The sequence below is a fragment of the Kineococcus anabasis genome, from assembly GCF_054590795.1.
Genome location: NZ_BAAIHU010000002.1, coordinates 477,382 through 504,330 on the forward strand (window position 1 = coordinate 477,382; position 26,949 = coordinate 504,330).

At 77.3% G+C, this 26,949-nt stretch carries 21 protein-coding genes and 1 tRNA gene; 18 read left to right on the plus strand and 4 right to left on the minus strand.

The window, feature by feature from the left end; all coding sequences use genetic code 11:
* Positions 1–46: 46 nt before the first annotated feature.
* On the plus strand, positions 47–1,660 hold the full coding sequence (locus tag ACYQBY_RS05630) for a DEAD/DEAH box helicase (protein ID WP_459642840.1): 1,614 nt from the start codon (positions 47–49) through the stop codon (positions 1,658–1,660).
* 61 nt (positions 1,661–1,721) lie between these two features.
* Here the strand turns inward: ACYQBY_RS05630 and ACYQBY_RS05635 are convergent, their stop codons facing one another.
* Positions 1,722–2,720 carry an aldo/keto reductase gene (locus ACYQBY_RS05635; RefSeq protein ID WP_459642841.1) on the minus strand — a complete coding sequence of 333 codons (999 nt, stop codon included), beginning with the start codon at positions 2,718–2,720 and terminating at the stop codon, positions 1,722–1,724.
* 154 nt (positions 2,721–2,874) lie between these two features.
* On the opposite strand from ACYQBY_RS05635, the gene ACYQBY_RS05640 reads away from it, so the two are divergent.
* Together ACYQBY_RS05640 and ACYQBY_RS05645 are read left to right on the plus strand one after the other, a co-directional pair.
* The gene (locus ACYQBY_RS05640; RefSeq protein ID WP_459642842.1) at positions 2,875–5,721 is read left to right on the plus strand and encodes an EAL domain-containing protein; all 2,847 of its coding nucleotides are present in this window, start codon (positions 2,875–2,877) and stop codon (positions 5,719–5,721) included.
* A gap of 75 nt (positions 5,722–5,796) precedes the next feature.
* Positions 5,797–6,645, plus strand: coding sequence for an EamA family transporter (locus tag ACYQBY_RS05645; RefSeq protein ID WP_459642843.1), 849 nt, complete (start codon positions 5,797–5,799; stop codon positions 6,643–6,645).
* 41 nt (positions 6,646–6,686) lie between these two features.
* Here ACYQBY_RS05645 and ACYQBY_RS05650 read toward each other — a convergent pair whose 3' ends face one another.
* Entirely contained in the window at positions 6,687–6,941 is a 255-nt protein-coding gene (locus ACYQBY_RS05650; RefSeq protein ID WP_459642844.1) for a hypothetical protein, read from the minus strand.
* A gap of 224 nt (positions 6,942–7,165) precedes the next feature.
* Between ACYQBY_RS05650 and hrpB the strand changes: the two genes are divergently transcribed.
* Positions 7,166–9,676: an ATP-dependent helicase HrpB gene (gene hrpB, locus ACYQBY_RS05655; protein WP_459642845.1), complete on the plus strand. Its 2,511-nt coding sequence runs from the start codon at positions 7,166–7,168 to the stop codon at positions 9,674–9,676.
* Between the two features lie 34 nt (positions 9,677–9,710).
* Here the strand turns inward: hrpB and ACYQBY_RS05660 are convergent, their stop codons facing one another.
* Together ACYQBY_RS05660 and ACYQBY_RS05665 are read right to left on the minus strand one after the other, a co-directional pair.
* Positions 9,711–10,244, minus strand: coding sequence for a phosphoribosyltransferase (locus ACYQBY_RS05660; RefSeq protein WP_459642846.1), 534 nt, complete (start codon positions 10,242–10,244; stop codon positions 9,711–9,713).
* Positions 10,245–10,437: 193 nt separating this feature from the next.
* Positions 10,438–10,509: transfer RNA gene (locus ACYQBY_RS05665), tRNA-Arg, on the minus strand.
* Positions 10,510–10,646: 137 nt separating this feature from the next.
* Between ACYQBY_RS05665 and argS the strand changes: the two genes are divergently transcribed.
* The 14 genes from argS (at position 10,647) to ACYQBY_RS05735 (ending at position 26,927) form a co-directional block, all read left to right on the plus strand.
* Positions 10,647–12,311: an arginine--tRNA ligase gene (gene argS / locus ACYQBY_RS05670; RefSeq protein WP_459642847.1), complete on the plus strand. Its 1,665-nt coding sequence runs from the start codon at positions 10,647–10,649 to the stop codon at positions 12,309–12,311.
* Entirely contained in the window at positions 12,311–13,744 is a 1,434-nt protein-coding gene (gene lysA / locus ACYQBY_RS05675) for a diaminopimelate decarboxylase (protein ID WP_459642848.1), read from the plus strand. The genes argS and lysA overlap by 1 nt, the downstream gene beginning before the upstream one ends.
* Before the next feature lie 84 nt (positions 13,745–13,828).
* A complete protein-coding gene (locus ACYQBY_RS05680) occupies positions 13,829–15,130 on the plus strand; it encodes a homoserine dehydrogenase (protein ID WP_459642849.1) in 1,302 nt (433 codons plus the stop codon).
* Positions 15,127–16,230, plus strand: coding sequence for a threonine synthase (gene thrC, locus ACYQBY_RS05685; RefSeq protein WP_459642850.1), 1,104 nt, complete (start codon positions 15,127–15,129; stop codon positions 16,228–16,230). Before ACYQBY_RS05680 ends, thrC begins: the two co-directional genes overlap by 4 nt.
* On the plus strand, positions 16,227–17,210 hold the full coding sequence (gene thrB, locus ACYQBY_RS05690; protein ID WP_459642851.1) for a homoserine kinase: 984 nt from the start codon (positions 16,227–16,229) through the stop codon (positions 17,208–17,210). Before thrC ends, thrB begins: the two co-directional genes overlap by 4 nt.
* A gap of 264 nt (positions 17,211–17,474) precedes the next feature.
* Positions 17,475–19,583, plus strand: coding sequence for a transcription termination factor Rho (gene rho / locus ACYQBY_RS05695; protein ID WP_459642852.1), 2,109 nt, complete (start codon positions 17,475–17,477; stop codon positions 19,581–19,583).
* Positions 19,584–19,755: 172 nt separating this feature from the next.
* Positions 19,756–19,968, plus strand: a complete 213-nt coding sequence (gene rpmE / locus ACYQBY_RS05700) for a 50S ribosomal protein L31 (protein WP_459642853.1) — start codon at positions 19,756–19,758, stop codon at positions 19,966–19,968.
* 132 nt (positions 19,969–20,100) lie between these two features.
* Entirely contained in the window at positions 20,101–21,156 is a 1,056-nt protein-coding gene (gene prfA, locus ACYQBY_RS05705) for a peptide chain release factor 1 (RefSeq protein WP_459642854.1), read from the plus strand.
* A 157-nt stretch (positions 21,157–21,313) separates the two neighbouring features.
* On the plus strand, positions 21,314–21,799 hold the full coding sequence (locus ACYQBY_RS05710) for an ArsR/SmtB family transcription factor (RefSeq protein WP_459642855.1): 486 nt from the start codon (positions 21,314–21,316) through the stop codon (positions 21,797–21,799).
* Positions 21,800–21,803: 4 nt separating this feature from the next.
* Positions 21,804–23,351, plus strand: coding sequence for a serine hydrolase domain-containing protein (locus ACYQBY_RS05715; RefSeq protein ID WP_459642856.1), 1,548 nt, complete (start codon positions 21,804–21,806; stop codon positions 23,349–23,351).
* A gap of 56 nt (positions 23,352–23,407) precedes the next feature.
* A complete protein-coding gene (gene prmC / locus ACYQBY_RS05720; protein ID WP_459642857.1) occupies positions 23,408–24,319 on the plus strand; it encodes a peptide chain release factor N(5)-glutamine methyltransferase in 912 nt (303 codons plus the stop codon).
* Positions 24,316–25,041, plus strand: coding sequence for an L-threonylcarbamoyladenylate synthase (locus ACYQBY_RS05725; protein ID WP_459642858.1), 726 nt, complete (start codon positions 24,316–24,318; stop codon positions 25,039–25,041). Before prmC ends, ACYQBY_RS05725 begins: the two co-directional genes overlap by 4 nt.
* A complete protein-coding gene (locus tag ACYQBY_RS05730) occupies positions 25,038–26,291 on the plus strand; it encodes an MraY family glycosyltransferase (RefSeq protein ID WP_459642859.1) in 1,254 nt (417 codons plus the stop codon). Before ACYQBY_RS05725 ends, ACYQBY_RS05730 begins: the two co-directional genes overlap by 4 nt.
* Positions 26,292–26,465: 174 nt before the next feature.
* Complete coding sequence (locus ACYQBY_RS05735; RefSeq protein WP_459642860.1) at positions 26,466–26,927, plus strand: hypothetical protein; 462 nt, start codon at positions 26,466–26,468, stop codon at positions 26,925–26,927.
* Positions 26,928–26,949 lie beyond the last annotated feature (22 nt).

The window sequence follows — 26,949 nt, forward strand, 5'->3', positions numbered from 1 at the left end:
GTCCGTCGGCCACCACCCATCCCCTCCCGGAAGGCTCGCCTTGAGCATGCGCGACGTCCGCACGCCCGGATCGTCCAGCCCGTCCACCCCGTCCGCCCCCCGCCGCCGCGCCACGCGCGCCGCGGGTGCGGCGAGCCAGACCCCGGCCGCCGCCGCCCCGGTCGCCCCCGCGCCGGTCGCCGCCGCGGTCGCCGCCGCCCCGCGCGCCGAGGCGCCGCAGGCCGTGGTGCCCGCGCAGCGCGCCGCCGTCGCCGGAGAGTCCGGCTTCGCCGCGCTCGGCGTGCCCGCCCCCCTCGTCGAGGTGCTCGCCGCCGGCGGCGTCACCGAGCCGTTCCCCATCCAGTCCGCCACGCTGCCCGACTCCCTCGCCGGCCGCGACGTGCTCGGCCGCGGGCGCACCGGCAGCGGCAAGACCATCGCCTTCGCCCTGCCGCTGGTGGCCGCGCTGGCCCGCTCGGGCACCCGCCGCGAGGCCGGCCGCCCCCGTGCCCTGGTCCTGCTGCCCACCCGGGAGCTCGCCAACCAGGTCGCGGCGACCATCACCCCCCTGGCCACCGCCCTCGGCCTGCGCGTGACGACCGTCTTCGGCGGCGTCGGGCAGAACCCGCAGGTGCAGGCGCTGCGTGCAGGCGTGGACATCCTCATCGCCTGCCCCGGCCGGCTGGAGGACCTCATCGGCCAGGGCCACTGCCGCCTGGACCGCGTCGAGGTCACCGTGCTGGACGAGGCGGACCACATGGCCGACCTCGGCTTCCTGCCGGGCGTCAAGCGACTGCTGGACGCGACGCCCGCGGGCACGCAGCGGCTGCTGTTCTCCGCGACGCTGGACAACGGGATCGACGTCCTGGTCAGGCGGTACCTGCGCCAGCCCGTGACGCACTCGGTGGACCCGGCCGTGGCTCCGGTCTCCACGATGGAGCACCACGTCCTGGAGGTCGCGGCCGACGCCAAGGGCCAGGTCGTGCGGGAGCTGGCCTCCGGCCTGGGCCGCACGATCCTCTTCACCCGCACGAAGCACTCGGCGAAGAAGCTCGCCAAGCAGCTCACCGCGGTCGGTGTGCCCGCGGTGGACCTGCACGGAAACCTCAGCCAGAACGCCCGCGAGCGGAACCTCACGGCGTTCTCCGACGGCTCGGTCCGGGTGCTCGTCGCCACGGACATCGCGGCCCGCGGCATCCACGTCGACGACATCAACCTCGTCGTGCACGTCGACCCGCCGACCGAGCACAAGGCGTACCTGCACCGTTCCGGGCGCACGGCCCGCGCGGGGGCGGAGGGCACCGTCGTGACCGTGGCGACGCCGGACCAGCGCGGCGACGTGCGCACCCTGGCCCGGCAGGCGGGCATCTCCCCGCGCTGGTCCTCGGTGGCCGCGGGCGCCCGGGAGCTGTCGGACCTGACGGGCCCGCAGGCCCCCTACGTCGACCCCGCGAGCGCCCCGGTGCCCGTCGCGCCGGCGCAGCCCCAGCGCGCCGCGAAGCCGCGCACCGCCACCGGCACGTCCCGCGCCGCGGGCTCCGGTGCGCCGCGCACGGCGGGCTCCGGCACGTCCAGGGCGGCCGGGCCCGGTGCGCCCCGCCCGGCGGGTGCCGGTGCGCCGCGCTCCGGTGGCTCCCGGCGTCGTGGGCGCGGCTCCGGCCGTCCCGCCCAGGGCAGCTGACGAGCAGCGCGAGACCAGGACGGAGGGCGGGGCCGCGGTCGCGGTCCCGCCCTCCGTCGCGTCAGGAGGCGGGGACCCCGCGCAGCGCCAGCGGCTCCAGCTCCTCCCAGAGCTCCGCCGGCACCTGCGCGCCGAGGTCGGCCGCGGCGGCCTGCGCCTCCGCGGCGTCGCGCATGCCGACGAGGACGGACGCCACGGCGGGGTGGCGCAGGGGGAACTGCAGGGCGGCGCGCAGCAGCGTGCAGCCGTGCCGCGCGCAGACCTCCTGCTGCCGGCGGGCCAGCGCGAGGACCTCCCCGGAGGCGGGGGCGTAGTCGAAGCGGGCGCCGGGGGAGGGGTCGGCGAGGACCCCGGAGTTCAGCGCCCCGCCCACGACGACGCCGATGCCCCGCTCGACGCACTCCGGCAGCAGCTCCTCCCCGGCGGTGCGGTCCAGCAGGGTCCAGCGGCCGGGCACGAGCAGGACGTCGGCCAGGCCGGTGCGGGCGAAGCGGGTGAGCATCCCGACGTCGTCGACCCCGGCGCCGACGGCCGAGACCACGCCCTCCTCGCGCAGCCGTGCCAGCTCGGGCAGCCCGGTGGCGAGGACCTCCTCCTCGCGCCCGTGCGGGTCGTGGGCGAAGAGGACGTCCACGCGGTCGAGGCCGAGGCGCCGGAGGCTGTCCTCCAGGCTGCGCCGGACCCCGTCGGCGCTGAAGTCCCAGACGCGGCGCTTGGCGAGGCCGCCGCGGAAGCCCTCCTGCAGCCGCCCGGGGTCGAGGTCGGTGTCGTCGACGAGGAGCCGGCCGACCTTGGTGGAGACGACGTACTCGTCGCGCGGCCTGCCGGCGAGGAAGGTGCCGAGGCGCTGCTCGGCCAGGCCCGCGCCGTAGTGCGGTGCGACGTCGAAGTAGCGCACGCCGGCGTCCCAGGCGCTCTGGAGCGCGGCGAGGGCCTCGTCCTCCCCGACAGGGTCGAACAGCCCGCCGAGGGGGCCGGCGCCGAAGCCGAAGGTGGAGACGCGCAGGCCGCTGCGCCCGAGCGCCCGGGTGGGCCAGGGATGCGGTCGGGACGGGGGCATCGGGGCTCCTCGGGGGTTCGGCGGGCCGGATCGCGCTCCGGCGGGCGGGCCGGGCGGCGGCCCCGGCGGCGGTGGCATTGAACCGGCCGGCAGGGGTGGGGGCCACCGCGGGTCGACTTGTGACTGCGAGTGAACGCTCAGCTACCATGAGTTGATGGATCGCGATGCGGTGGTGCCGCACGTCCGGGCACCGCGCATCGCGCTGCTGACCGCCCACCTGCGCGGCGCACCCGAGGAGGAGCAATGGCTCGGCGCGGCCGGGGCCGCCGCCCGCCTCGGCGTGGGCCTGCTCGCCGTGGTCGGCTCGGAGCTCGCGCCGGAGGGTGCGGACGATCCGTGCGCCGTCGCCAACGACGTCTTCGACCTCGTCGCCCCGCCGCTGCGGGAGCGGCGCCCCCACGCGGCCGCAGGGCCCGTCGACGCCTACCTCCTGCGGACGCCGCAGCTGCGGGCGCGCTGCGGACCGGCGATGGTGCGCCGTTGGGCGCACCGGCTCACCGGGGTGCCCGTGGTGAGCGTGGGCGAGCCGCTCCCCGGGGCGGTGCACCTGGGCGCGGACGAGCGCGGGGGCAGTCGGGAGCTGGCCGGGCACCTCGCCCGCGGCCACGGCCTGCGCCGCATCGCCTTCGTGCGCGGCCCCGCCAGCGACCCCGTGGCGGCCGGGCGGCACCGGGGCTACCTCGACGCCGTCGCGGCGCACGGCTTGCCGCGGGACCCCGTGCTCACCGGCCCCGTCCTGCCCGGCCCGGACCCGGCCTCCCCGCGGCTGCGGCGGTGGCTGCACGCCCTTCTCGCCTCTCCCGCCCGTCCCGACGCCGTCATGGCGGCCGGTGACCGCCTCGCGGGGGTGGTGCTGCAGGTGGCCGCCGCGCTGGGGCTGCGCGTACCGGAGGACCTCGCCGTCACCGGTGCGGCGGACCCCTGCCGCGGCGAGGACCCCGCCGGGGGCGCGCAGGGACCCCGCGCCACCGGCCTGACCACCACGCGCCCGCCCGCCGGCGCGGCGGGGCGACGCGGTGTCGAGCTGCTCGCCGGGATGCTGGCGGGAGCACCCGCGCCCGCGGAGGAGCTGCTGCCCTGCGAGGTGCTCCGCCTCGGCTCCTGCGGCTGCCCCGAGCCGGTCGCCGTCCAGGGCGGGGACCGCACGCTGGAGCGGCGCAGCCGCCGGGTCCACGAGGCCGAGCACCGCCTCGTCACCGCCGGCACGCCCGAAGGGGTCGCCGCGGTCCTCGCCGCCGAGCTGGCGCCCCTGGGCCTGCGCACCGCCCACCTCGTCGTCCACGACACCGCCTCCGCGGCCCCGCCGGACGTTGCGGCGCGGCTGCTCACCGCTGCCCCCGGCGCCCAGGAGCCGCCGGTGTTCGGGGTGCGCGAGCTGGTGCCGGCGCCGGTGTGGCGGTCGCTCGGCACGGCACCGCAGGTGCTGCTGCCCCTGCACTTCGCGGGGGTCCGCCACGGCCACCTGCTGGCCGGCCCCGCCCCGGGCCCGCAGGCCGGGTGGCTCCACGAGACCCTGGCCGCGTCGGTCTCGACGGGTCTGGAGGCCGCCCTGGCGCGCCGGCGCCGGCTCGCGGCGCAGCAGGACATGGAGCGGCGCGTCGCCGAGCGCACCGGGGAGCTGGCCGGGGCCGTCGAGCAGCTGGCGGCGGAGAACCGGGAGCTGCGCGCGCAGGTCGCCGAGCGGCAGCGCGCGGAGCGGCAGCTGGCGCACCAGGTGATGCACGACCCCCTGACGGGCCTGGCGAACCGCCGCATGCTGCAGGAGCACCTGGAGGGCGCGGTGGCGAGGCTGTCCCGCCACGGGGTGCCGGTGGCCGTGCTGTTCTGCGACCTCGACGACTTCAAGTGGGTCAACGACCACCTCGGCCACGCCGCGGGCGACGACCTGCTGCGCCAGCTGGCGCGGCGGCTGCGGCACGCCCTGCGGCCGGAGGACCTCGTCGCGCGTTTCGCCGGGGACGAGTTCGTCGTCGTGCCGACCGACGTCGCCACCGCGCGGGACGTCGTGGCGATCGCGCGGCGGGTCCTCGCCGAGTGCGCCGGCGGGTACCGCGTGGGGGGCGCGGAGGTGCAGGTGCGCCTCTCGCTGGGCCTGACCCTGGCGACGCGCCCGCCCACCACCACCGACGACCTGCTGCGCGAGGCGGACTCGGCGCTGTACCTGGCCAAGCGGCGCGGCAAGAACTCCGTGGCGGTGTTCGACGGGCGCCTGCAGGAGCAGATCAACCGCCGGGCCGACCTGGAGAGCGGGCTGCGCTCCTCGCTGCACGACGGCTCCCTGTGCGTGCTGTACCAGCCGAAGGTGGACCTGCGCACGGGGCGGGTGGCCGGCGTCGAGGCGCTGCTGCGCTGGCGGCACCCCGAGCGGGGACTGCTGGCGCCGCCGGACTTCCTCGACGTGGCGGAGGAGTCGAACCTGATCGTGGAGATCGGCGAGTGGGTGCTGCGCCGGGTGTGCGCGGAGGCCCGCACGCTGGTGCTGCCCGACGGGACCCCGCCCCTGGTGCAGGTGAACCTGGCGGCGCGCCAGCTCGGGGACCCGATGCTCGTGGAGCGGTTGCACGACATCCTCGACCGCAGCGGCCTGAACCCCCGGCGCCTCGTCGTGGAGGTCAGCGAGTCCAGGTCCCCGGGCGACCTGCGGCGCACGCGCGAGGCGCTGCTGCGGCTGCGGGGGCTGGGGGTGCACGTCGCCCTGGACGACTTCGGGGTGGGGGCGTCCTCGCTGCAGTGGCTGCAGCAGCTGCCGGTGGACGAGGTGAAGCTGGACCGGCGGCTCATCCGCGACATCGACTCCGACGAGCAGGACCGCCGCGTCGTCTCCTCGGTGATCGACCTGGCCCACGCGATGGGCCACGTCGTGGTGGCGGAGGGGGTGGAGAGCACCGCGCAGTGCGAGCACCTGGTGGCGGCGGGGTGCGACTACGGGCAGGGGTTCCACTTCGCGCGGCCGGTGCCGGGTGCCGAGCTGGGGCGGGCGCTGGGGGCGCTGCGGGTGTGAGGGCGGTGCCGCCGGTGCGGGGGCGCGGGGCTGGGAGGATGCGGGGGTGAGCCGCCCCGCCCCGTCCGCGTCCCGGTGACCGCGCTCCTGCTGGCCTTGGTGAGCTCCCTCGCCTACGGCCTGGCGGACTTCGCGGGCGGCGTGGCGGCGCGCTCGGTGCCGGTGCTGCGGGTGGTGGCCGCCGCCGCCCCGGCGAGCCTGCTGGGGGTGCTGCTGCTGCTGCCGGTGCTGGGTGCGCGCTGGGACCCTGCCGTGCTGGCCTGGGGGGCCGCCTCGGGGGTGGCGTCGGCGGCGTCGTTCGCGCTGCTGTACCGCTGCCTGGCCCTGGGCCCGATGAGCGTGCTCTCGCCGGTGACGGCGGTGGTCTCGGCCGCCCTGCCGGTCGCGGTGGGGCTGGCTGCGGGGGAGCGGCTGTCCCCGCTGGACGGGGCCGGGGTGGCGGCCGCGGTGGCGGCGGTGGTGCTGGTGAGCGCCGGGCCCGGCGGGAGCGGGGACGGGCCGGGCCGGGCCGCGCTGCTGACGGCCGTGGCGGCCGGCACGGCGATCGCGGTGCAGTTCGTGACGCTGGACGCCGCGCCGCACGACAGCGGCCTGGCGCCCCTGGTGGTGGGCCGGGCGGTGGCGACGGTGCTCGTGCTGGCGGTGCTGCTCGGGCAGGTCCTGGGGCGCCGCGCGCCGGGTGCCGCCCGGGGCCGGGCACTGGCGCTGGCGGCGGGCGCGGGGGTGCTGGACGCGGCGGCGAACCTGGCGTTCCTGCTCGCCGCGCGACAGGGGGAGCTGGCGGTGGTGGCGGTCGTGGTGGCGCTGTACCCGGCGGCGACGGTGCTGCTGGCGCGCGTGGTGCTGGCCGAGCGGCTGGTGCGCCGGCAGGTCGTGGGGCTGGTGGCCGCGGGCGCGGCGGTCACCCTGCTGGCGCTGCCCTGAGGGTCGCGCAGCGCCGGGGCCCCTGCCGCGTCAGGCGCTGCTCAGGCGGCCTCGTGCCGCGGGGTGGTCAGGTCGACCACCCGGGCGGGGTCGGCAGCGGCGGTCGCGAGGGCCTCGTCGAGGCGCCGCGCGGCCAGCCGCAGCCGCCGCAGCAGGCCCCACGCGCCCAGGGCCAGCAGGGCGGTGAGGGCGCCGGCACCCAGGCCGGCGGCGGCGGTGACCGCGAGGGCGGCCACCAGGCCGGCGGCCGGCGCCAGCAGCGCCGCGGCGCCGAGGCGCTGGTCCATCTCGTCCACGGGGTCCTCCGCACGTCGGGGCGCGGGCCGCGGTGGCGGGCGCGGCGCCGCAGCGCGCGGCGCCCACCCAGGATGTGTGCCCGGCTCGGGCCGCCGGAAGCCTGCCGCGGTCCCGCCACCCGGACGCACCACGCCGCGGCGCGGGTGACGGGTGCGGGTGGGGGACCGGGTCGGGCCGGACGGGTGAGACCCGCGCCGCGGCTCCCCTGCGGCACACTCCCGGTGTGCTGCCTGAGGGTCCCGGGACCGACCTGCCGGTGCGGGCCGTGCTGCCGGACCTGCTCGGCGCCCTCGCCGCCGACGGCGCCGCCGTCCTGGTCGCGCCGCCGGGCACGGGCAAGACGACCCTCGTCCCGCTGGCCCTGGCCGGGGCGGTGGCGGGCGCCGTCGTGGTCGCCGAGCCGCGCCGCGTCGCCGCCCGGGCCGCGGCGCGGCGGATGGCCGCCCTGCTCGGGGAGGACGTCGGCGGGCGCGTCGGCTACTCGGTGCGCGGGGACTCCCGCCGCAGCGCCGCCACCCGCGTCGAGGTCGTGACGACCGGGGTGCTGCTGCGGCGCCTGCAGCGGGACCCGGAGCTGCCCGGGGTCGCGGCCGTCGTGCTCGACGAGGTCCACGAGCGCCACCTCGACGCCGACCTGGCCCTGGCCTTCGCCGTCGACGTGCGCTCCGTGCTGCGCCCGGACCTGCGCCTGCTCGCCACCTCCGCCACCGCCGAGGCCGGGCGCGTCGCGGACCTGCTCGGCACCTCGCGGGTGGTGACGGCGAGCGTGCCGGTGCACCCGCTCGACGTGCGCTGGGTGCCGCCCGCGCGCCCGGTGGCACCGCCGCAGGGGCTGCGCGTGGACCCGGCCCTGCTGCGGCACGTCGCGGACGTGGTGCGCTCGTGCCTGGCCGGGCTCGCCGGGGACGTCCTCGTCTTCCTGCCCGGGGCGGGGGAGATCGCCGCCGTGCAGCGGGAGCTGGCCGGATCCGGCGCCGACGTGCTGCCCCTGCACGGCCGGATGCCGGGCGAGGCGCAGGACGCGGCGCTGCGCCCGGGACCGCGGCGCCGGGTGGTGCTGTCCACCTCGCTCGCCGAGTCCAGCCTCACCGTCCCCGGGGTGCGCGTCGTCGTGGACGCCGGGCTGGCCCGCCTGCCCCGCACCGACCACGCCCGCGGCCTGGCCGGCCTGGACACCGTGCGGGTCTCCCGCGCCGCCGCGGAGCAGCGCGCCGGCCGGGCCGCGCGCGAGGGCCCGGGCACGGTGCTGCGCTGCTGGTCCCGCGCCGAGCACGACCTGCTCACCGCGCACCCCCTGCCGGAGATCGCCACCGCCGACCTGGCCGCCTTCGCCCTGGCCGCGGCGTGCTGGGGCGCCCCGGGCGGGCAGGGCCTGGCGCTGCCGGACGCCCCACCGGCCGGCGCGCTGCTCGCGGCGACGGAGGTGCTGCGGGGCCTGGGCGCCCTCGACGGCTCCGGCGCGCCGACGGCCGCGGGCCGGGTGCTGGCAGGGCTGGGCGTGCACCCGCGCCTGGGCCGCGCGCTGGTGGACGGGGCGGGCCTGGTGGGGGAGCGGGCCGCCGCGGAGGTCGTGGCGCTGCTGTCCGCCGACGGCGTCCTGCCGCCGGGCGACGACCTCGTCGCGGCCTGGCGCGCGCTGCGGCGCGGCGGGCCGGGGGCGGGGGCCTGGCGGGAGGAGGTGCGCCGCCTGCGGGCCGCCCTGCCGGGACGGGCGCGGCCGGCGGCGGGCCCGGGGCGCGCACCGGTGCCGGACGACCTCGCCGCCGGGACGGTCGTCGCCCTGGCCCACCCCGAGCGGATCGCCCGGCGGCGGCCGGGCGGCGGGGACGGCTACGCCACGGTCGGCGGCACCGGTGCGCGCCTGTCGCCCGGCTCGGCGTGGACGGGCGCGCCGTGGCTGGCGGTGGCGGTGGCCGACCGGCCCGAGGGGCGCGCCGACGCGCGGGTGCGCGCCGCGGCACCCCTGGACGAGGACACCGCCCGCGTGGTCGCCGCCGCCGCGCTGCGCACCGGGGACGAGGTGCGCTGGGAGGACGGCGTGCGGGCGCGGCGGGTGGAGCGGCTCGGCGCGCTGGAGCTGCGCTCCCGGCCGCTGCCGGACCCGCCCGCGGCCGCGGTGCGCGCGGCGGTGGCGCGGGAGCTGCGCGGGCGCGGCCTGGCGGTGCTGCCGTGGACGGCGGGCGCGGACCTGCTGCGCCGGCGGATGGCGTTGTGCCGCAAGGCTCTGGGCGATCCGTGGCCCGAGGTCTCGGACGCGGCGCTGCTGGCGGCGGTGGAGGAGTGGCTGGCGGAGGAGCTGGCCGCGGTGCGCTCGGCGGCGGACCTGCGGCGCGTGGACGTGGCCGGTGCCCTGCGGCGGCTGCTGCCGTGGCCGGCGGCGGGCCGCCTCGACGAGCTGGTCCCGGAGCGGGTGGAGGTGCCCAGCGGCAGCCGGGTGCGGCTGGAGTACTCCGCGGACTGCGCCGACCCCGGCCCACCGGTGCTGGCGCTGAAGCTGCAGGAGGCGTTCGGCTGGGCGCAGGGCCCGCGCGTGGTGGACGGCCGCGTCGCCGTCGTGGTCCACCTGCTGTCCCCGGCGGGGCGGCCGGTGGCGGTCACGGGCGACCTCGACTCGTTCTGGCGGGGCGCCTACCGGCAGGTGCGGGCGGAGCTGCGGGGCCGCTACCCGCGCCACCCCTGGCCCGAGGACCCGCAGGCCGCCGCGCCCACCCGGCGGCTCAACCCCCGGCGCTGAGCACCCCACCGGCCCCGCCCGTCCACGTGGGGCGTCACGTGCCCGGCGGGTAGCGCACCTCCGGCTCGGCGGACCAGGGGTACTCCACCCAGCGCTCCGTCCTGCGCCAGGCGTAGTCCGGCCGCACGCGCGAGCCCGGCTTCTCGTAGACGACCGCCGTGCGCGGGCGCGCGCCCCAGCGGCGCACCATGTCCGCGACGACGAGCAGGGTCCGCCCGGTGTCGGCCACGTCGTCCACGACGAGCACGTCGAGACCGGCCAGCCCGGCCGGGTCCAGCGCCGGGGGCAGCAGGACCGGCTCGGGCAGCCGGGTGTCGACCCCCGTGTAGAACTCCACGTTGACGGTGGCGACCTTCTTCACGCCGAGGGAGTAGGCCAGCGACGCCGTCAGCGGCAGCCCGCCGCGGGCGATGCCGAGCAGCACGTCGGGCCGGTAGCCGTCGGCGGCGATGACGGTGGCGAGGTCGCGGCCGGCGGAGCCGAACTCCGCCCAGGTCAGCACCTCCCGCTCGGGCGCGGGGCTCGCAGCGGGGGCTGTGGCGGGGGCTGGGGCGACGGTCTGGTCCACGGCGGGTCCTTCCCTCGCGGGCGGTGGCTGCCACGCTAGTGCGTGCCCCGCGGCCCGCGCGGCGGCGCGCGGGAGCCGGCGGGCCCGGCCGGGCGGGGCTCCGTCCGGCGGCGCGAGGACGACGGTGTCGACGCCGGAGACCGCGGGGAGCGTGCGAGGAGGGCCCGGAGGAGGGCTGCGGAGGAGGAAGGTGTGCCCCCGGCAGGACTCGAACCTGCGCACACGGCTCCGGAGGCCGATGCTCTATCCGCTGAGCTACGGGGGCCAGCGACGAGGGAACCCTACCAGCGTCCGGCGCGTGCCCCGCGCGGGTTCCCCCGACCGCGGGATCTCCCGGACCCCGCCCGGCGGGCACCCGTGCGGACCGCCGGGGGCGCCCCGGCCCGCCGGTAGGCTCGGGATGTGACACCCGCCGAGCTCTCCGCCGCCCTGAAGGACTGCCTCACCGCCGCCGTCGCGGCCGGTGAGCTGACCCTCGACCCCGCCGACGTCCCGGCCGAGGTCCGCGTGGAGCGCCCGAAGAACCGCGACCACGGCGACTGGGCCACCAGCGTCGCCCTGCAGCTCGCGAAGAAGGCCGGGGTGCCGCCCCGGCAGGTCGCCGGGGCCCTCGCCGCCCGCCTGGCGCAGGTGCCCGGGGTGAGGTCCGCGGACATCGCCGGTCCCGGCTTCCTCAACGTCACCCTGGAGGCCGCCTCCGCCGGTCAGCTCGCGCGCGCCATCGTGGAGGCCGGCGCGGCGTACGGGCACGGCGACGCCGCCGCGGGCGAGCGGATCAACCTGGAGTTCGTCTCCGCCAACCCCACCGGGCCCATCCACATCGGCGGCACCCGCTGGGCCGCGGTGGGCGACTCCCTGGCCCGCCTGCTGCGCGCCTCCGGCGCCGAGGTCACCTGCGAGTACTACTTCAACGACCACGGCGCCCAGATCGACCGCTTCGCCCGCTCCCTGCTGGCCGCCGCGCACGGCGAGCCGACCCCCGAGGACGGCTACGGCGGCGCCTACATCGCCGAGATCGCCTCGGCGGTCCTCGCGGCGGCGCCCGGCACGAGGGACCTGCCGCGCGCCGAGCAGCAGGAGGTCTTCCGCCGCGAGGGCGTGGAGCTGATGTTCACGGAGATCCGGCAGAGCCTGGCGGACTTCGGCGTCCACTTCGACGTGTGGTTCCACGAGGACTCCCTGCACACCTCCGGCGCGGTCCAGCGCGCCGTCCAGCGGTTGCGGGACCTCGGCCGCATCTACGAGGCCGACGGTGCGATCTGGTTGCGCACCACCGACTTCGGGGACGACAAGGACCGCGTCGTCATCAAGGGCGACGGCCAGCCGGCCTACATCTCCGGGGACCTGGCGTACTACCTCGACAAGCGCGAGCGCGGTTTCGACCGGGCCGTCATCATGCTCGGCGCGGACCACCACGGCTACGTCGCCCGGATGATGGCGATGTGCGCGGCCTTCGGGGACGAGCCGGGGCGCAACCTGGAGATCCTCATCGGCCAGATGGTGCGCCTGCTGCGCGACGGCAAGCCGCTGCGGATGAGCAAGCGGGCCGGCACCGTCGTCGCGATGGAGGACCTCGTCGAGGCCGTCGGCGTGGACGCCGCCCGCTACTCCCTGGCCCGCTCCTCCGTCGACTCGATGATCGACATCGACCTCGACCTGCTCGTGCGGCGCAGCAACGACAACCCCGTCTTCTACGTGCAGTACGCCCACGCCCGCACCGTCAACGTGGGCCGCAACGCCGAGCAGGCCGGGGTGCGCCGCGAGGACGCCTTCGACCCGGCGCTGCTCACCGACGAGACCGAGGCCGTGCTCCTCGCGGCGCTGGGGGAGTTCCCCGCCGTCGTCGCCCGGGCCGCGCAGCTGCGGGAGCCGCACCGCGTCGCGCGCTACCTGGAGGAGCTCGCCGGCAGGTACCACAAGTGGTACGACACCTGCCGCGTCACCCCGCGCGCGGAGGAGGACGTCACCGACACCCACCGCACCCGGCTGTGGCTCAACGACGCCACCCGCACCGTGCTCGCGGCCGGCCTGGACCTGCTCGGCGTCTCCGCCCCGGAGCGGATGTGATGGCGCACACCCACGAGGGCGGCGCGATGCACTCGCCCGGCTACGCCACCGTCGCCGTCGTGCCCGCCTGGCTGCGCCCGCCCGCCGACGTCGACGAGCTGCTGCCCGCCCTGTGGGCCCGCACCGTCACCCGCGGCGGGGACGGCGCCCTGCGCGTGGGCGGTGTCGACGTGCGCGAGATCGCCGCCGGGTTCGGCACCCCCGCCTTCGTCCTGGACGAGGCCGACTTCCGGGGCCGCGCCACGGCCTACCGCGACGCCTTCGCGGGCGCCTTCGCGGACCTGTGCGGCGGCGCGGACGTGTACTACGCGGGCAAGGCGTTCCTGTGCACCGGCGTCGCGCGCTGGCTCGCGGAGGACGGGCTGAACCTCGACGTGGCCAGCGGCGGGGAGCTCGCCGCCGGCCTGCGCGGCGGGATGCCCGCGCAGCGCATGGTCTTCCACGGCAACAACCGCTCCCGCGCGGAGCTGCGGGAGGCCCTGGCGGCCGGGATCGGGCGCATCGTGCTGGACAACCTGCGCGACGTCGACGTCGTCGCCGACCTCGCCGCGGAGCTCGGCACCACCGCGGCCGTCATGCTGCGCGTCACCGTCGGGGTGGAGGCGCACACCCACTCCTACATCGCCACCGCCCACGAGGACCAGAAGTTCGGCCTGTCCCTGGCCTCGGGGCGTGCGGAGGAGGCCGCCGCGGCGGTCCTGCGCCGGCCCGAGCTGCGGCTGCTCGGCTTCCACAGCCACATCGGCTCGCAGATCTTCGACACGGGCGGCTTCGAGGTCGCGGCCCGCCGCATCCTGGGCCTGACCGCGAAGGTCCGCCGCGAGCACGGCGCGGAGGTGCCCGAGGTCGACCTCGGCGGCGGCTTCGGCATCGCCTACACCTCCGAGCACGACCCCCTGGCCCCCGCCGAGCTCGCCGCCCACCTGGCGGGCATCGTGGCCCGCGAGTGCCGCGCCGAGGGCATCGACTGCCCGAAGGTGTCCGTCGAGCCCGGCCGCGCCATCGCCGGGCCCAGCACCTTCACCCTCTACGAGGTCGGCAACGTCAAGGACGTGGAGCTGGACGGCGGCGCGCAGCGGCGCTACGTCTCCGTCGACGGCGGGATGAGCGACAACATCCGCACCGCCCTCTACGACGCCGACTACTCCGCGACGCTGGCCGACCGCGCCTCCGGCGCCTCCCCGGTGCTCTCCCGGGTCGTCGGCAAGCACTGCGAGAGCGGCGACGTCGTCGTCAAGGACGAGTTCCTGCCCTCCGACGTCGGCCCCGGGGACCTCCTCGCGGTGCCCGGCACGGGGGCGTACTGCCGCAGCATGGCGAGCAACTACAACCACGTCCCGCGCCCGCCGGTCGTGGCGGTCAGGGACGGCGCCGCCCGCCTGCTGCTGCGCCGTGAGACGGTCGAGGACCTCTTCGCCCTCGACGTCGGCTGAGCCGGCGGGGGCGGGGGAGCGCCGGGCGCACAGCGCGCGGCGGCGGTGGGTGCAGGTTGGGTTCGGGGACGAGAGGACGTACAGGTGGAACCGGTGAAGGTCGCGCTGCTGGGATGCGGGGTCGTGGGCACGGAGGTGGCCCGCCTGCTCACGAGCCAGGCCGACGAGCTCACCGCCCGCGTCGGCGCCCCGCTGGAGCTGACGGGCATCGCGGTGCGCCGGCTGGGCCGGGACCGCGGTGACCTCGGGGTGGACCCCGCCCTGCTCACGACGGACGCGGAGTCCCTCGTGGAGCGCGCCGACGTCGTCGTGGAGGTCATCGGCGGCCTGGAGCCCGCGCGCTCGCTGATCCTGCGCGCGATGGAGCACGGCGCCGCGGTCGTCACGGCCAACAAGGCGCTGCTCGCCGCCGACGGCCCGACCCTGTTCGAGACCGCCGCCAAACAGGGCGTGGACCTCTACTACGAGGCGTCGGTGGCCGGGGCGATCCCGCTGCTGCGGCCGCTGCGGGACTCCCTCGCCGGGGACCGCGTCACGCGCGTGCTCGGCATCGTCAACGGCACCACGAACTACGTGCTGGACAAGATGCACACCACCGGGGCGGGCTTCACCGAGGCGGTGGAGCAGGCGCAGGCCCTCGGGTACGCCGAGGCCGACCCCACCGCGGACGTGGAGGGCTTCGACGCCGCCGCCAAGGCCGCGATCCTGGCCTCCCTGGCCTTCCACACCCGCGTCGGCGGTGGCGACGTGCACCGCGAGGGCATCACCGACGTCAGCGCCGCCGACGTGCGCGCCGCCCAGCAGCAGGGCTGCGTCGTGAAGCTCCTCGCGATCTGCGAGCGGGTCCCGGGACCCGAGGGCGAGTCGGTCTCCGTGCGGGTGCACCCGGCGATGCTGCCGCTGACGCACCCCCTGGCGGGCGTGCGGGAGGCGTACAACGCCGTCTACGTCGAGGCCGAGGCCGCGGGGCAGCTGATGTTCTACGGCCCCGGCGCGGGCGGGCGGCCCACCGCGAGCGCCGTCCTGGGCGACGTGGTGGCCGTCGCGCGGCACCGGGTCACCGGTGGGCGCGGGCCGGGGGAGTCCGCCTACGCGGACCTGCCCCTGCTGCCCATGAGCGAGGTCGTCACCCGCTACCACGTGCGCCTCGACGTCACCGACCGGCCGGGCGTGCTGGCGCAGGTGGCAGGGGTGTTCGCGCAGCGCGGCGTCTCCATCGAGACCGTGCAGCAGCGGCAGGACGACTCCGGCCGGGCGGTGCTCGTGGTGGTGACGCACGCCGCGACGGACGCGGCGCTGTCGGCCACGGTCGACGACCTGGCGGAACTGGACATCGTGGACTCCGTGGCGGGCGTGCTGCGGGTCGAGGGAGGGGACGACCGGTGAGCGGCAGCAGGGCGCACGTGTGGCGGGGCCTGATCGAGGAGTACCGCGACCGGCTGCCCGTCACGGACGCCACCCCGGTGGTGTCCCTCGGGGAGGGCGGCACCCCCCTGGTGCCGGCGCGGCACCTGTCGGAGCGCACCGGCTGCGAGGTGTGGCTGAAGGTCGAGGGCTGCAACCCCACGGGCTCCTTCAAGGACCGCGGCATGACGATGGCCATCTCCGCGGCCAGGGAGCGCGGCGCGGAGGCCGTCATCTGCGCCTCCACCGGCAACACCTCCGCCTCCGCCGCGGCGTACGCCACCGCCGCGGGGATGCGCTGCGCCGTCCTCGTGCCCGACGGCAAGATCGCCCTGGGCAAGCTCAGCCAGGCCATCGCCCACGGCGCGACGCTGCTGCAGGTCGACGGCAACTTCGACGACTGCCTCACCCAGGCCCGCAAGCTCGCCGAGGCGTACCCGGTGGAGCTGGTGAACTCGGTGAACCCGTTCCGCATCGAGGGGCAGAAGACCGGCGCGTTCGAGGTCGTCGACGTCCTCGGCGACGCCCCGGACGTCCACTGCCTGCCCGTGGGCAACGCCGGCAACATCAGCGCCTACTGGAAGGGCTACTCCGAGTACGCCGCCGACGGCACCGCCACGCGCCGGCCCCGCATGTGGGGCTTCCAGGCCGCCGGCGCCGCCCCGTTCGTCAAGGGGCACCCCGTCGACGAGCCGGAGACGATCGCGACCGCCATCCGCATCGGCCACCCCGCGTCCTGGGCCACGGCCGTGGCCGCGCGCGACGACTCCGGCGGGCGCATCGACGCCGTCACCGACGAGCAGATCCTCGCCGCGCACCGCTGGCTGTCCTCCCGGGAGGGCGTCTTCGTCGAGCCGGCATCGGCCGCGGGGGTGGCCGGTCTGCTGGCCGCCACCGAGGCCGGTGAGGTCGACCCCGGGCAGCGCATCGTCATCACGGTCACCGGGCACGGCCTGAAGGACCCGCAGTGGGCGCTGGAGCTGGCCGGCGCCGAGGACGGGCAGCGCCGCGCCGTGGAGCCGGTGCGGGTGCAGCCGGACGCGGTGACCATCGCCCGCGCGCTCGGCCTCGAGCTGTCGTGACGACCACGCCCGGCGCCGCCGAGCGCACCTCGGCGCTCCCGGGGGCCGTCCTGCCCCCCGGCGTGGCCGTCGACGTCACGGTCCCGGCCACCAGCGCCAACCTGGGCCCCGGCTTCGACTCCTTCGGCCTGGCCCTGGGCCTGTACGACCGGCTGCGGGTGGAGGTGGTGCCCGCCGGGCTGGACGTGGTGGTCGAGGGGGAGGGCGCCGGGTCGGTGCCGCTGACCGCCGAGCACCTCGTGGTGCGCACGGTGCTCGCGGAGCTGGCGGCCGCCGGTGTGGCCATCCCGGGGCTGAAGGTGCTGTGCCGCAACGACATCCCGCACGGCCGAGGGCTGGGCAGCTCCGCGGCGGCGGTGGTCTCCGGGGTCGCGGCGGCACGGGCGCTGCTCGCCGCGGCGGGGCTCGGCGACGGCTCCGCCGACGTCGTGCGGCAGCGGGTGCTGGCCGAGGCGGCGCGGCTGGAGGGGCACCCGGACAACGCCGCGCCCGCGGTGCTCGGCGGCTTCACCGTCGCCTGGTGCACCGCGTCGGGCCCGTGCGCGCAGACGCCGGGAGCCGCGCGCGCCGCCCGCCTGGACGTGCACCCCGACGTGCGCCCGGTGCTGCTCGTCCCGGCCGAGGAGCTGGCCACCTCCCGCGCCCGGGCGCTGCTGCCGCCGGTGGTGGACCACCGCGACGCCGCCTTCACCGCCGGTCGGGCCGGCCTGCTCGTGCACGCCCTCACCGCCGCGCCGGAGCTGCTGTTCGAGGCGACCGACGAGCGCCTGCACCAGGCCCAGCGCGCCCCGGCGATGCCCGCGACCGCGGCGCTGCTGGCGGCGCTGCGGCAGCGGGGGCTGCCCGCGGTGGTCTCCGGTGCGGGCCCCAGCGTGCTGGTGCTGGCACGCGGGCCGGAGCGGGCGCAGGTGGTGGAGGCCGCCCGCGGCTGGCGCCGCCTCGACCTCGACGTCGACACGTCGGGCGTCCGTTGGGGGTAGGGGGGACCGTGCCGGGGCCTCCGGGTGTTACATTGGCGACGTACCGCAGCGGACGTGGCGTCGATGGACGCTCGGCCCCGGGTGTCCGATCCGGACGCCGGAGTTCTGATGTCCCGCCCCGTCGTCGTCCGCAGACACGGTACGCAGCCACGCATCTGTGCACTTCCCGCACCCGTGGCTCTTCCATCACCTGCCCGTCCCACGGGCAGACATCGCGACCTGGCTGATCCGGTGGCCCGTCGCTGACGAGGGGGAAGGACCTTCGTGACCAACAGCACCGACACCGCTGCGACGGACGCCGCCGACGGCGCCGCCCTCGCGGCCGAGGCCGCCCCGCGCTCCGGCAACCTGTCCGCCCTGCGCCTGCCCCAGCTGCAGGAGCTCGCCTCCCAGCTCGGCATCAGCGGCACCGGGCGCATGCGCAAGGTCGACCTGCTCAGCGCCATCCGCGAGCACCAGGCCGCGCTGCCGGGTGCCGCGGGCGCCCCGGCCCCGCGCTCCGGCCGTCGTGCCACGGCGCCCGCGGGTGCCGCCGAGGCGCCTGCGAGCGCTCCCGTGGTCGAGGCGCCCCGTGAGGAGGCCGCCGCGCCCGCCGTGGAGGCCCCGCGGCCGGACGTGCCCGCCGCCCGCGAGGAGGTCGCCGCACCGGCGGCCGCGCGCAACGGCTCGGCCGACCCGGCCGTCACCATCGAGCTGCCCCCGGTGGTGCGCACCGAGCAGGACGAGCGCCGCGCCGGTGGGGAGGCGCCCGTCGTGCCGACGCTGGAGAGCCTCGTCGGGGACCGGCCCGTGCGCACCGAGGGCGAGCGGCCCTCCCGCCGCGAGCGCAGCCGCCGCGGTGAGCGCAACCGCGACGGCGCCCGCGACGGCGCCCGGGAGGGTGCCGGCGACCTGCAGCAGCAGCTGCCCGTCGTCGAGCCGCGCGAGGGCGGCGACCGCGAGCCCCGCGCCGACCGCCCGGACCGCGAGCCGCGCGGCGAGCGCGAGCCCCGCGCCGACCGCGGCGAGGCCCGCCAGGACCGCACCGAGCGCGGTGGGGCCGACCGCGGCGGGCTGGACCGCGCCGCTGCCGCGGACCGCGGGCCCGACCGCGGCGTCCCGGACGACGACGAGGGCGGGCGCCGCGGGCGCCGCAGCCGCTACCGCGACCGCAAGCAGCGCCGCGGCGGGCGTCCCGAGGGCGCACCCGAGACCGAGCCGGAGATCGGCGAGGACGACGTCCTGCTGCCCGTCGCGGGCATCCTCGACGTCCTGGACAACTACGCCTTCGTGCGCACCTCCGGCTACCTGCCCGGTGCGAACGACGTGTACGTCTCCCTCGGCCAGGTGAAGAAGCACGGCCTGCGCAAGGGCGACGCCGTGACCGGCGCGGTGCGCCAGCCCCGCGACAACGAGCAGCAGAACCAGCGCGCGAAGTTCAACGCGCTCGTGCGCGTCGACTCCGTCAACGGCGCCTCGCCCGACGACGCGCGCCGCCGCCCGGACTTCAACAAGCTCACGCCGCTGTACCCGCAGGACCGCCTGCGCCTGGAGACCGAGCACAACGTGCTCACCACGCGGATCATCGACCTGATGTCGCCCATCGGGAAGGGCCAGCGCGGTCTCATCGTCTCCCCGCCCAAGGCCGGCAAGACGATGGTCCTGCAGGCCATCGCCAACGCCATCACCACGAACAACCCCGAGTGCCACCTCATGGTCGTCCTCGTCGACGAGCGTCCGGAGGAGGTCACGGACATGCAGCGCACGGTCAAGGGGGAGGTCATCGCCTCCACCTTCGACCGGCCCGCCGACGACCACACCACCGTCGCGGAGCTGGCGATCGAGCGCGCCAAGCGCCTCGTCGAGCTCGGCAACGACGTGGTCGTGCTGCTGGACTCCATCACCCGCCTGGGCCGCGCCTACAACCTGGCGGCCCCCGCCAGCGGCCGGATCATGTCCGGTGGTGTGGACTCCAGCGCGCTGTACCCGCCCAAGCGCTTCTTCGGCGCCGCCCGCAACATCGAGAACGGCGGCTCCCTGACGATCCTCGCCACGGCGCTGGTGGACACCGGCTCCAAGGCCGACGAGGTCATCTTCGAGGAGTTCAAGGGCACCGGGAACATGGAACTGCGCCTGTCGCGGCAGCTCGCGGACAAGCGCATCTTCCCCGCGGTGGACGTCCCGGCCTCGGGCACGCGCCGCGAGGAGATCCTCATGAGCCGCGAGGAGCTCCAGATCGTCTGGAAGCTGCGCCGGGTCGTCACCGCCCTGGACCCGCAGCAGGCCATCGAGCTGATGCTCGACCGGCTGAAGAAGACGCGGAACAACCTCGAGTTCCTCATGACCATCCAGAAGACGACGCCGTCCGTCGGCCAGGGCGGCGACGACGCCTGAGCCGGCCCGGCGGTCCCCGGCACACCGCGGGGGCGGTGGGAAGAACCCCACCGCCCCCGCGGTTGTCGGGGAGGCGTCCCGTGCTGTGCCAGACTGGGACGACGCCTGCCCCGTCTCCCGCGCCCACCCACCGGCGGCGCGATCCGGGGCGCCACGAGCGGAGGAGCACACCGTGAAGAACGCGATCCACCCCGAGTACCACGAGACCCAGGTGACCTGCACCTGCGGCAACTCGTTCACGACGCGCAGCACGTCGAACAAGGAGATCAAGGCCGACGTCTGCAGCGCCTGCCACCCGTTCTACACGGGCAAGCAGAAGATCCTCGACACCGGTGGCCGCATCGCCCGCTTCCAGGCGCGGTACGCCAAGAAGGCCGCCAACTAGTCGCACCGGACGGCGCCGGNGGCGCCGGTCCCCCGCGGGGGACCGGCGCCGTTCGCCGTCCCGGAGCCGTCCGGCACCGGGCCCGGGTCAGGGTCCCCCCGCGGGGCCACAGCGAGCCACAGGAGGCGTCTGGTGTTCGAGTCGGTGCGACCGCTGCTGTCCGAGCACGCCGACCTGGAGCGTCGGCTGGCCGACCCGGAGGTCCACGCGGACCAGGCGCGGGCACGGGCCCTGGGCCGGCGCTACGCGGAGCTGAGCACGGTGGTCGAGGCCCACGCCGCCTGGCGCCGCGCCGTCGACGACGCGGAGGCCGCCCGCGAGCTGGCCGAGGTCGACGAGTCGTTCGCGGCGGAGCTGCCGCAGCTGCTGGCCGCGGCGGCCGCCGCCGAGGAGGTGCTGCGCAGGCAGCTGCTGCCCAGGGACCCCGACGACGCCCGCGACGTCATCCTGGAGATCAAGGCGGGGGAGGGCGGGGAGGAGTCCGCGCTCTTCGCCGGCGACCTGCTGCGCATGTACCTGCGCTACGCGGAGCGCCAGGGCTGGCAGACGGAGGTCCTCGACGCCACCGACAGCGACCTCGGCGGCTACAAGGACGTCTCCGTGGCGGTGAAGTCCCGCTCCGGCGGCGTGTGGTCGCGGCTGAAGTACGAGGGCGGCGTGCACCGGGTGCAGCGGGTGCCCGTGACCGAGTCGCAGGGCCGGATCCACACCTCCGCCGCGGGCGTCCTCGTGCTGCCCGAGGCCGAGGAGGTGGAGGTGCAGATCGACCCGGGCGACCTGCGGGTGGACGTCTTCCGCTCCTCCGGCCCCGGCGGGCAGAGCGTCAACACGACGGACTCCGCGGTGCGCCTGACGCACCTGCCCACCGGGATCGTCGTCTCCTGCCAGAACGAGAAGTCCCAACTGCAGAACCGCGAGCAGGCGCTGCGCATCCTGCGCGCCCGGCTGCACGCCGCGGCGCAGGAGGCCGCCGACGCCGAGGCGTCCCAGGCGCGGCGCTCGCAGGTGCGGACGGTGGACCGCTCCGAGCGCATCCGGACGTACAACTTCGGCGAGAACCGCATCGCCGACCACCGCACCGGTTACAAGGCGTACAACCTCGACCAGGTGCTCGCCGGGGACCTCGACCCCGTCATCCAGTCCTGCGTGGACGCCGACGAGGCCGCCCAGCTCGCCACCCCCGCCTGACCCCCTCTCCCGAGCCTTCTCCCGGCTCGCCCTCCGCACCCCCCGGGGCGGGGGCGTCCTGCGCGCGACACGCCGGTGTCGTGACGCGGAACGTCCCCGCCCCCTGGCGTTTCTACGTCCCTCTTGTGCGAACTACGAACTTCCGTAGTCTCTACGCATGGACGAGGAACGATGGGAGCTGGTGGAGAAGCGGCTGGCCGCCCTGGAGGCCCGGGTGGCGGACACCTCCTCCCCGCTGGCGCGCGAGGAGTTCTGGGCGCTGAACGAGCTGCGCCGGCGCGCCGAGGGGCGCTCGCAGGTGCTGTTCACCGGCGCCGTGGAGCTGCCGACGGGGGAGTCCTACCTGTGGCAGGAGACCGTCGTGACCGCCGACGTGCTCGGCGCCGACCTCACCGCCACCGCGCCGGCCCTCTCCGCCCTCGCCCACCCGGTGCGCCTCGGCCTGCTGGCCAAGGTCCTGGCCGGGCAGCGCACCGTCCCGGAGCTGTCCGAGGGCCTCGGCACCAGCGGGCAGCTCTACCACCACCTGCGCCAGCTCGTCGCCGCCGGCTGGCTGGAGGCCTCCGCCCGCGGCAGCTACGCCGTGCCCGCCGCCCGCGTCGTCCCGCTCCTGACCCTGCTCGCCATCGCCGGACCGAGGTGATCCCGTGACCGCCACCCGCACCTCCCCCCGCGCCGCGACGGCCCCGCCCGTCGTCCACCTCGACCCACCCGGCCGTCGCGCCCTGGTCGCGGCCGTCGTCGTCGCCGTGCTCGCCACCGCGCTCTGCGCGCTCTGGCTGCCCCTGCCGCCCCGGCTCTCCCCCGCCGCGAGCGGCGAGCAGGTCCTGGCCCGCGAGCTGCGCGCCGCCGCGCAGGGGGTCGGTGCCCCGGGGGTGGCGGCCTCCCGCACCGACCGCGGCCGCACCACCAGCGCCGCGGTGGGCGACGCCGACCCCCGGCCCGGCCGGCAGCGCGCGATGACCGCGACCACGCCGCAGGAGATCGGCTCGGTGACCAAGTCCCTCACCGGGATGCTCCTCGCCGACGCCGTCCGCCGCGGCGAGGTCACGCCGGCGACCACCCTCGGGGAGATCCACCCCGACGAGGACCTCCCGCCGGAGCTGGCGCGCACCACGCTCGAGGAGCTGGCCTCCCACCGCTCCGGCCTGCCCCGCCTGGACGAGGCGACGCTCGCCCGCGGCCTGCTGGCCCGCTACACCCGGGGCAACCCGTACGCCGGGCACACCCCCGCCTCCCTGCTGGACGCGGCCGCCGGTACGCGCCTGCGCGGGCAGCGCGGGGAGTACGCCTACTCCAACCTCGGCTCCGCGCTGCTCGGCTGGGCGCTGGCCCGCCGCGCCGGGACGGACTACCCGCAGCTGCTGCGCACCCGCATCACGGGACCTCTCGGGATGGAGGCCACCACCGCCACGCCGCAACCGCTGCCCGCCGGGCGCGCGCACCAGCTCAGCGCGCAGGGGCTGCCGGCCGATCCGTGGCTGTCGGCGGGCAGCGCCCCGGCCGGAACGGGTGTGTGGTCCACGGCGGAGGACCTCGGCCGGCTGGCGCGGGCGGTGGCCGCCGGGAGCGCCCCGGGCCAGGACGCGGTGGGCGCGCGGCACCCCACGGACCAGCAGGAGATGCGCACCGGCTGGGGCTGGTACACCGCCCGCCTGGGCGACCGGGAGGTCCTCCTCAACAACGGCACGGTCGGCGGGGCCGCCTCCTCGGTCGCGGTGGACCTCGCCTCGGGGCGCTCCGTCGCGGTCGTCGCGCCCGCGGAGACCTCGACGCAGACCGTGGCGCTGCGCCTGCTCGGCGTGCAGGTCCCGGCCGCGGCGGAGCCGTCGTGGGCGCGGCCCACCGTGCTCGCCACGCTCGCCCTGCTCGTGGTGGCGCCCCTGTCCCCGCTGCTGCTCGCGCTGCGCCGCCGGGCGCGCAGGCCCTCGCAGGTCCCGGACCGGCTGCGGATCGCCACGACGGTCCTGTCCGCCCTCGCCGTGCTGGCCCTGACGCGCGCGGTGGGGGTGTGGCAGGTGGTGCCACCGGCGGCGTGGCTCGGCTCGGTGCTGCTCACCGCCGCCGGGTGCGCGCTGCTCGCGGCGCGCTGGCCCGGCGCGTCGTGGCCGCACCGGCGCCGGGGAACGCGCTGGGCCGGGGCCTGCTTCGGCGCCCTGGTCTCCGGTGCCGTGCTGGTGGTGCTGGCGTCCTGACCGCGCACCCCCGGGCCCGGCCGGGGGAGGAGGCGGGACCTGGCAGGCTCGGGAGGGTGAGACCCACCTCCCTGCGCGACCTGCTCGCCGCGGCCACCACCGCCCTGCAGGACGCCGGGGTGCCGAGCCCCCGCGCGGACGCCGAGGTGCTCCTGGCCCACGCGCTGTCCGTCGAGCCGGGCCGGCTGCGGGTGCTCCTGGCGCTGGGCGAGGCCGCGCCCGACGGTGCCGCGGAGCGGTTCGCCGCCCTCGTGGAGCAACGCACCGCGCGCATCCCCCTGCAGCACCTGACGGGACGCGCGCCCTTCCGCGGGGTGGAGCTGGCGGTGGGACCGGGGGTGTTCGTCCCGCGCCCGGAGACCGAGGTCGTGGCCGGCCTCGCCGTCGAGGCCGCGCACCGGGCCGGGCCGGCGCCGGTCGTGGTGGACCTGTGCACCGGCTCGGGGGCCATCGCCGTGGCCGTGGCCGTGGAGGTGCCGGGCGCGCGGGTGCACGCGGTGGAGCTGGACCCGATGGCGCACGCGTGGGCCCGGCGCAACGTCGACGCCCTCGCCCCCGCGGTGGACCTGCGGCTGGGGAACGCCGCGAGCGCCTTCGGCGACCTGGACGGCGCGGTGGACGTGGTGGTGAGCAACCCCCCGTACGTGCCGCCCGGTGCTGTGCCGCTGGAGCAGGAGGTGCGCGACCACGACCCCGAGCTGGCCCTGTACGGGGGCGGGGAGGACGGGCTGGCGGTGCCGCGACGCGTCGTGGCGACCGCGGCGCGGCTGCTGCGCCCGGGGGGCTTCCTCGTCGTGGAGCACGCGGAGGTCCAGGAGGACGCCGCGCGCAGGATGCTGGCGGGGCCGGCGTGGACGGCGGTGCAGGGGCACCGGGACCTCACGGGGCGGCCGCGGGCGACGTCGGCCCGGCGCGCGGGGGCGGAGGCGGGGCGGGCGCCGGGGGCAGTGCCAGACTTCGGCGTGTGAAGCCACGCTACGACTGCACCGATCCGGACGCGCGCCGCCGCGGGCTCAGCGCCGCGCACAGCGCCGTGCAGCGCGGTGAGCTCGTGGTCCTGCCCACCGACACCGTGTACGGCATCGGCGCGGACGCGTTCTCCCCGACGGCCGTGCAGCGGCTCCTCGACGCCAAGGGCCGGGGCCGCTCGATGCCCCCGCCGGTGCTGGTGCCGGACGTGCGGACCCTGGACGGGCTGGCCACGGCCGTGCCGTTCGCGGTGCGGGAGCTGGTGGACGCGTTCTGGCCCGGCCCGCTGACCGTCATCTGCCGCGCGCAGCCGTCGCTGACGTGGGACCTGGGGGACACGAACGGCACGGTCGCGATCCGGATGCCGCTGCACCCGGTGGCGCTGGACCTGCTGAGCCGGACCGGCCCGATGGCGGTCTCCAGCGCGAACCTCTCCGGCCGGCCGGCGGCGACGACGGGGGAGGAGGCGCAGGAGCAGCTCGGCGACTCCGTCTCCGTCTACCTGGACTCCGGCCCCTCCGAGCACGGGCAGGCGTCCTCGATTGTCGACGCCACCGCCGGTGTGCTGCGGGTGGTGCGCCTCGGTGCGCTGGGCGAGGAGGAGATGCGCCGCGCGGTGCCGGACGGCTGGCTGGAGCCGGAGGACGTGGACCCGGAGCGGGAGGCGGCGCAGGACGCGGGGGAGGCCGCGGAGGAGGCCGCAGAGGAGAACGCGGGGTGAGGGCCTACCTGCTCGTCCTCGCGGTGGCCGCGGCCGTCACGTACCTGAGCACGCCCCTGGTCCGCCGCTGCGCCCAGCGCGTGGGGGCGATGACGCCGGTGCGGGACCGGGACGTGCACAGCGTGCCGATCCCGCGCATGGGCGGGGTGGCGATGTTCCTGGGGCTGGCCGCCTCCCTCCTGGTGGCGAGCCGCACCCCGTTCCTGGGCCGGGTGTTCGACGCGCAGCCGGGGCCGCTGTGGGTGCTCGTCGGCGCGGCGATCGTGTGCGCCGTGGGCGTGATCGACGACGTCGTGGAGCTCGACGCGGTGACGAAGCTGGCGGGGCAGGTGCTCGCCGCGGGCGTCATGGGCTGGCAGGGCGTGCGGCTGCTGTCGCTGCCGGTGGGCGGGGTGACGCTGCTGTCGAGCGAGGTGATGATGCTGTTCACCGTGCTCGGCGTGGTCGTGACGATCAACGCGGTGAACTTCGTGGACGGCCTCGACGGCCTGGCGACGGGCATCGTGGGCATCGGGGCGGTGGCGTTCTTCGGCTACTCCTACGCGCTGCAGCGCACGGGCAACCACGACGACTACTCCTCGCTGGCCACGCTGGTGGCTGCCGCGACGGTCGGCTGCTGCCTGGGGTTCCTGCCGCACAACTTCAACCCGGCGCGGGTGTTCATGGGCGACTCGGGCTCGATGCTGCTGGGGCTGCTGCTGGCGACCTCGACGATCGCCGCCACGAGCACGGTGGACCCGGAGCTGGTCTCCAGCGAGCGCATCGCGCCGGCGTTCTTCCCCCTCGTCCTGCCGATCGCGGTGCTCCTGGTGCCGCTGGGGGACATGGCGCTGGCGGTGATCCGGCGCACCCGGGCCGGGCGGGCGTTCTGGCACGCGGACAAGCAGCACCTGCACCACCGGCTCCTGGAGCTGGGGCACTCCCACCGGGTGGCGGTGCTCGTCATGTACTCCTGGGCGGCGGCCCTGAGCTTCGGGGTCTCGGCCTCGGCGTTCCTGCCGCTGGCGACGACGCTGCTCGTGGCCCTCGGGGCGGCGGCGCTGGTGCTGGCGCTGACGTTCCTGCCGCTGTGGTGGCGCGGCGCGCCCGGGACGCGGGAGGCGCTCCCCGTGCCGGCGGGGCCGGACGGGGGAGCGGCCGGGCAGGACGGCGGGGGGCCGGCGGGTGTGGTGCCGACGGCGCGACCGGTGGGCCCGCCCCCGGTGCCCCCGCCGCCCGGCCCGTCCTCGCCGACGACGCCCGCGCGGTGAGCGGTGCCGCGGGAGTTTCCCGGGACGTGACACAGCCGACATCCGGTGGGTGGGCGGCGTGTGCTTCCGGCCAAGAGCTTGTGATAGCGTTCACAAAGTAGCCGGGACGCCGCAGTGCTCCCGGACTCGCCGACGAGCCGATCGCCACGACCCGCCGACGACGGAGCCGACCCCATGAGCCAGAACACCGCCGGTGCGCGGACCGAGGACCCGTTCGGCGTCCTCCTGCGCCGCTCGGTGCTCCCGACGCTCGTGGCCGGTGCGCTCTGCGCGGTGGGGGCGGGGTTGTGGCGGGGTCCGGCCGGTGGCCTCTCGGCCGCCCTGGGGGCCGCGATCGTCGTCCTCTTCTTCGGCGCCCGCCTGCTCGTGATGCGCCGTGCCGCGCGCACGAACCCGCAGATGCTCCTCGTCATCGCCCTGGCGGTCTACACGGGCAAGGTCGTGCTCCTGGGCATCGCCATGCTCGTCCTGACGCAGGTGGCCGGGGTGGACACCCGGACCCTCGGGCTCACGGTGCTGCTCACGGCCGTCGTCTGGCTCGCCGCCGAGATGCGGGGTTTCGTGCGGCTGCGCATCCCCGTCTTCGCGACCGGGCGGGACGACACCCCGCCGGGCGCCTCCGGGTCGGGGGGCTGAGGTGCTCGGCTGCTACCGTTCG

Coding starts and splice junctions, on each gene's coding strand:
- ACYQBY_RS05630 (WP_459642840.1), top strand. CDS start 47: ATGCGCGACGTCCGCACGCCCGGATCGTCCAGCCCGTCCACCCCGTCC.
- ACYQBY_RS05635 (WP_459642841.1), bottom strand. CDS start 2,720: ATGCCCCCGTCCCGACCGCATCCCTGGCCCACCCGGGCGCTCGGGCGC.
- ACYQBY_RS05640 (WP_459642842.1), top strand. CDS start 2,875: ATGGATCGCGATGCGGTGGTGCCGCACGTCCGGGCACCGCGCATCGCG.
- lysA (WP_459642848.1), top strand. CDS start 12,311: ATGGCGCACACCCACGAGGGCGGCGCGATGCACTCGCCCGGCTACGCC.
- ACYQBY_RS05710 (WP_459642855.1), top strand. CDS start 21,314: ATGGACGAGGAACGATGGGAGCTGGTGGAGAAGCGGCTGGCCGCCCTG.
- ACYQBY_RS05735 (WP_459642860.1), top strand. CDS start 26,466: ATGAGCCAGAACACCGCCGGTGCGCGGACCGAGGACCCGTTCGGCGTC.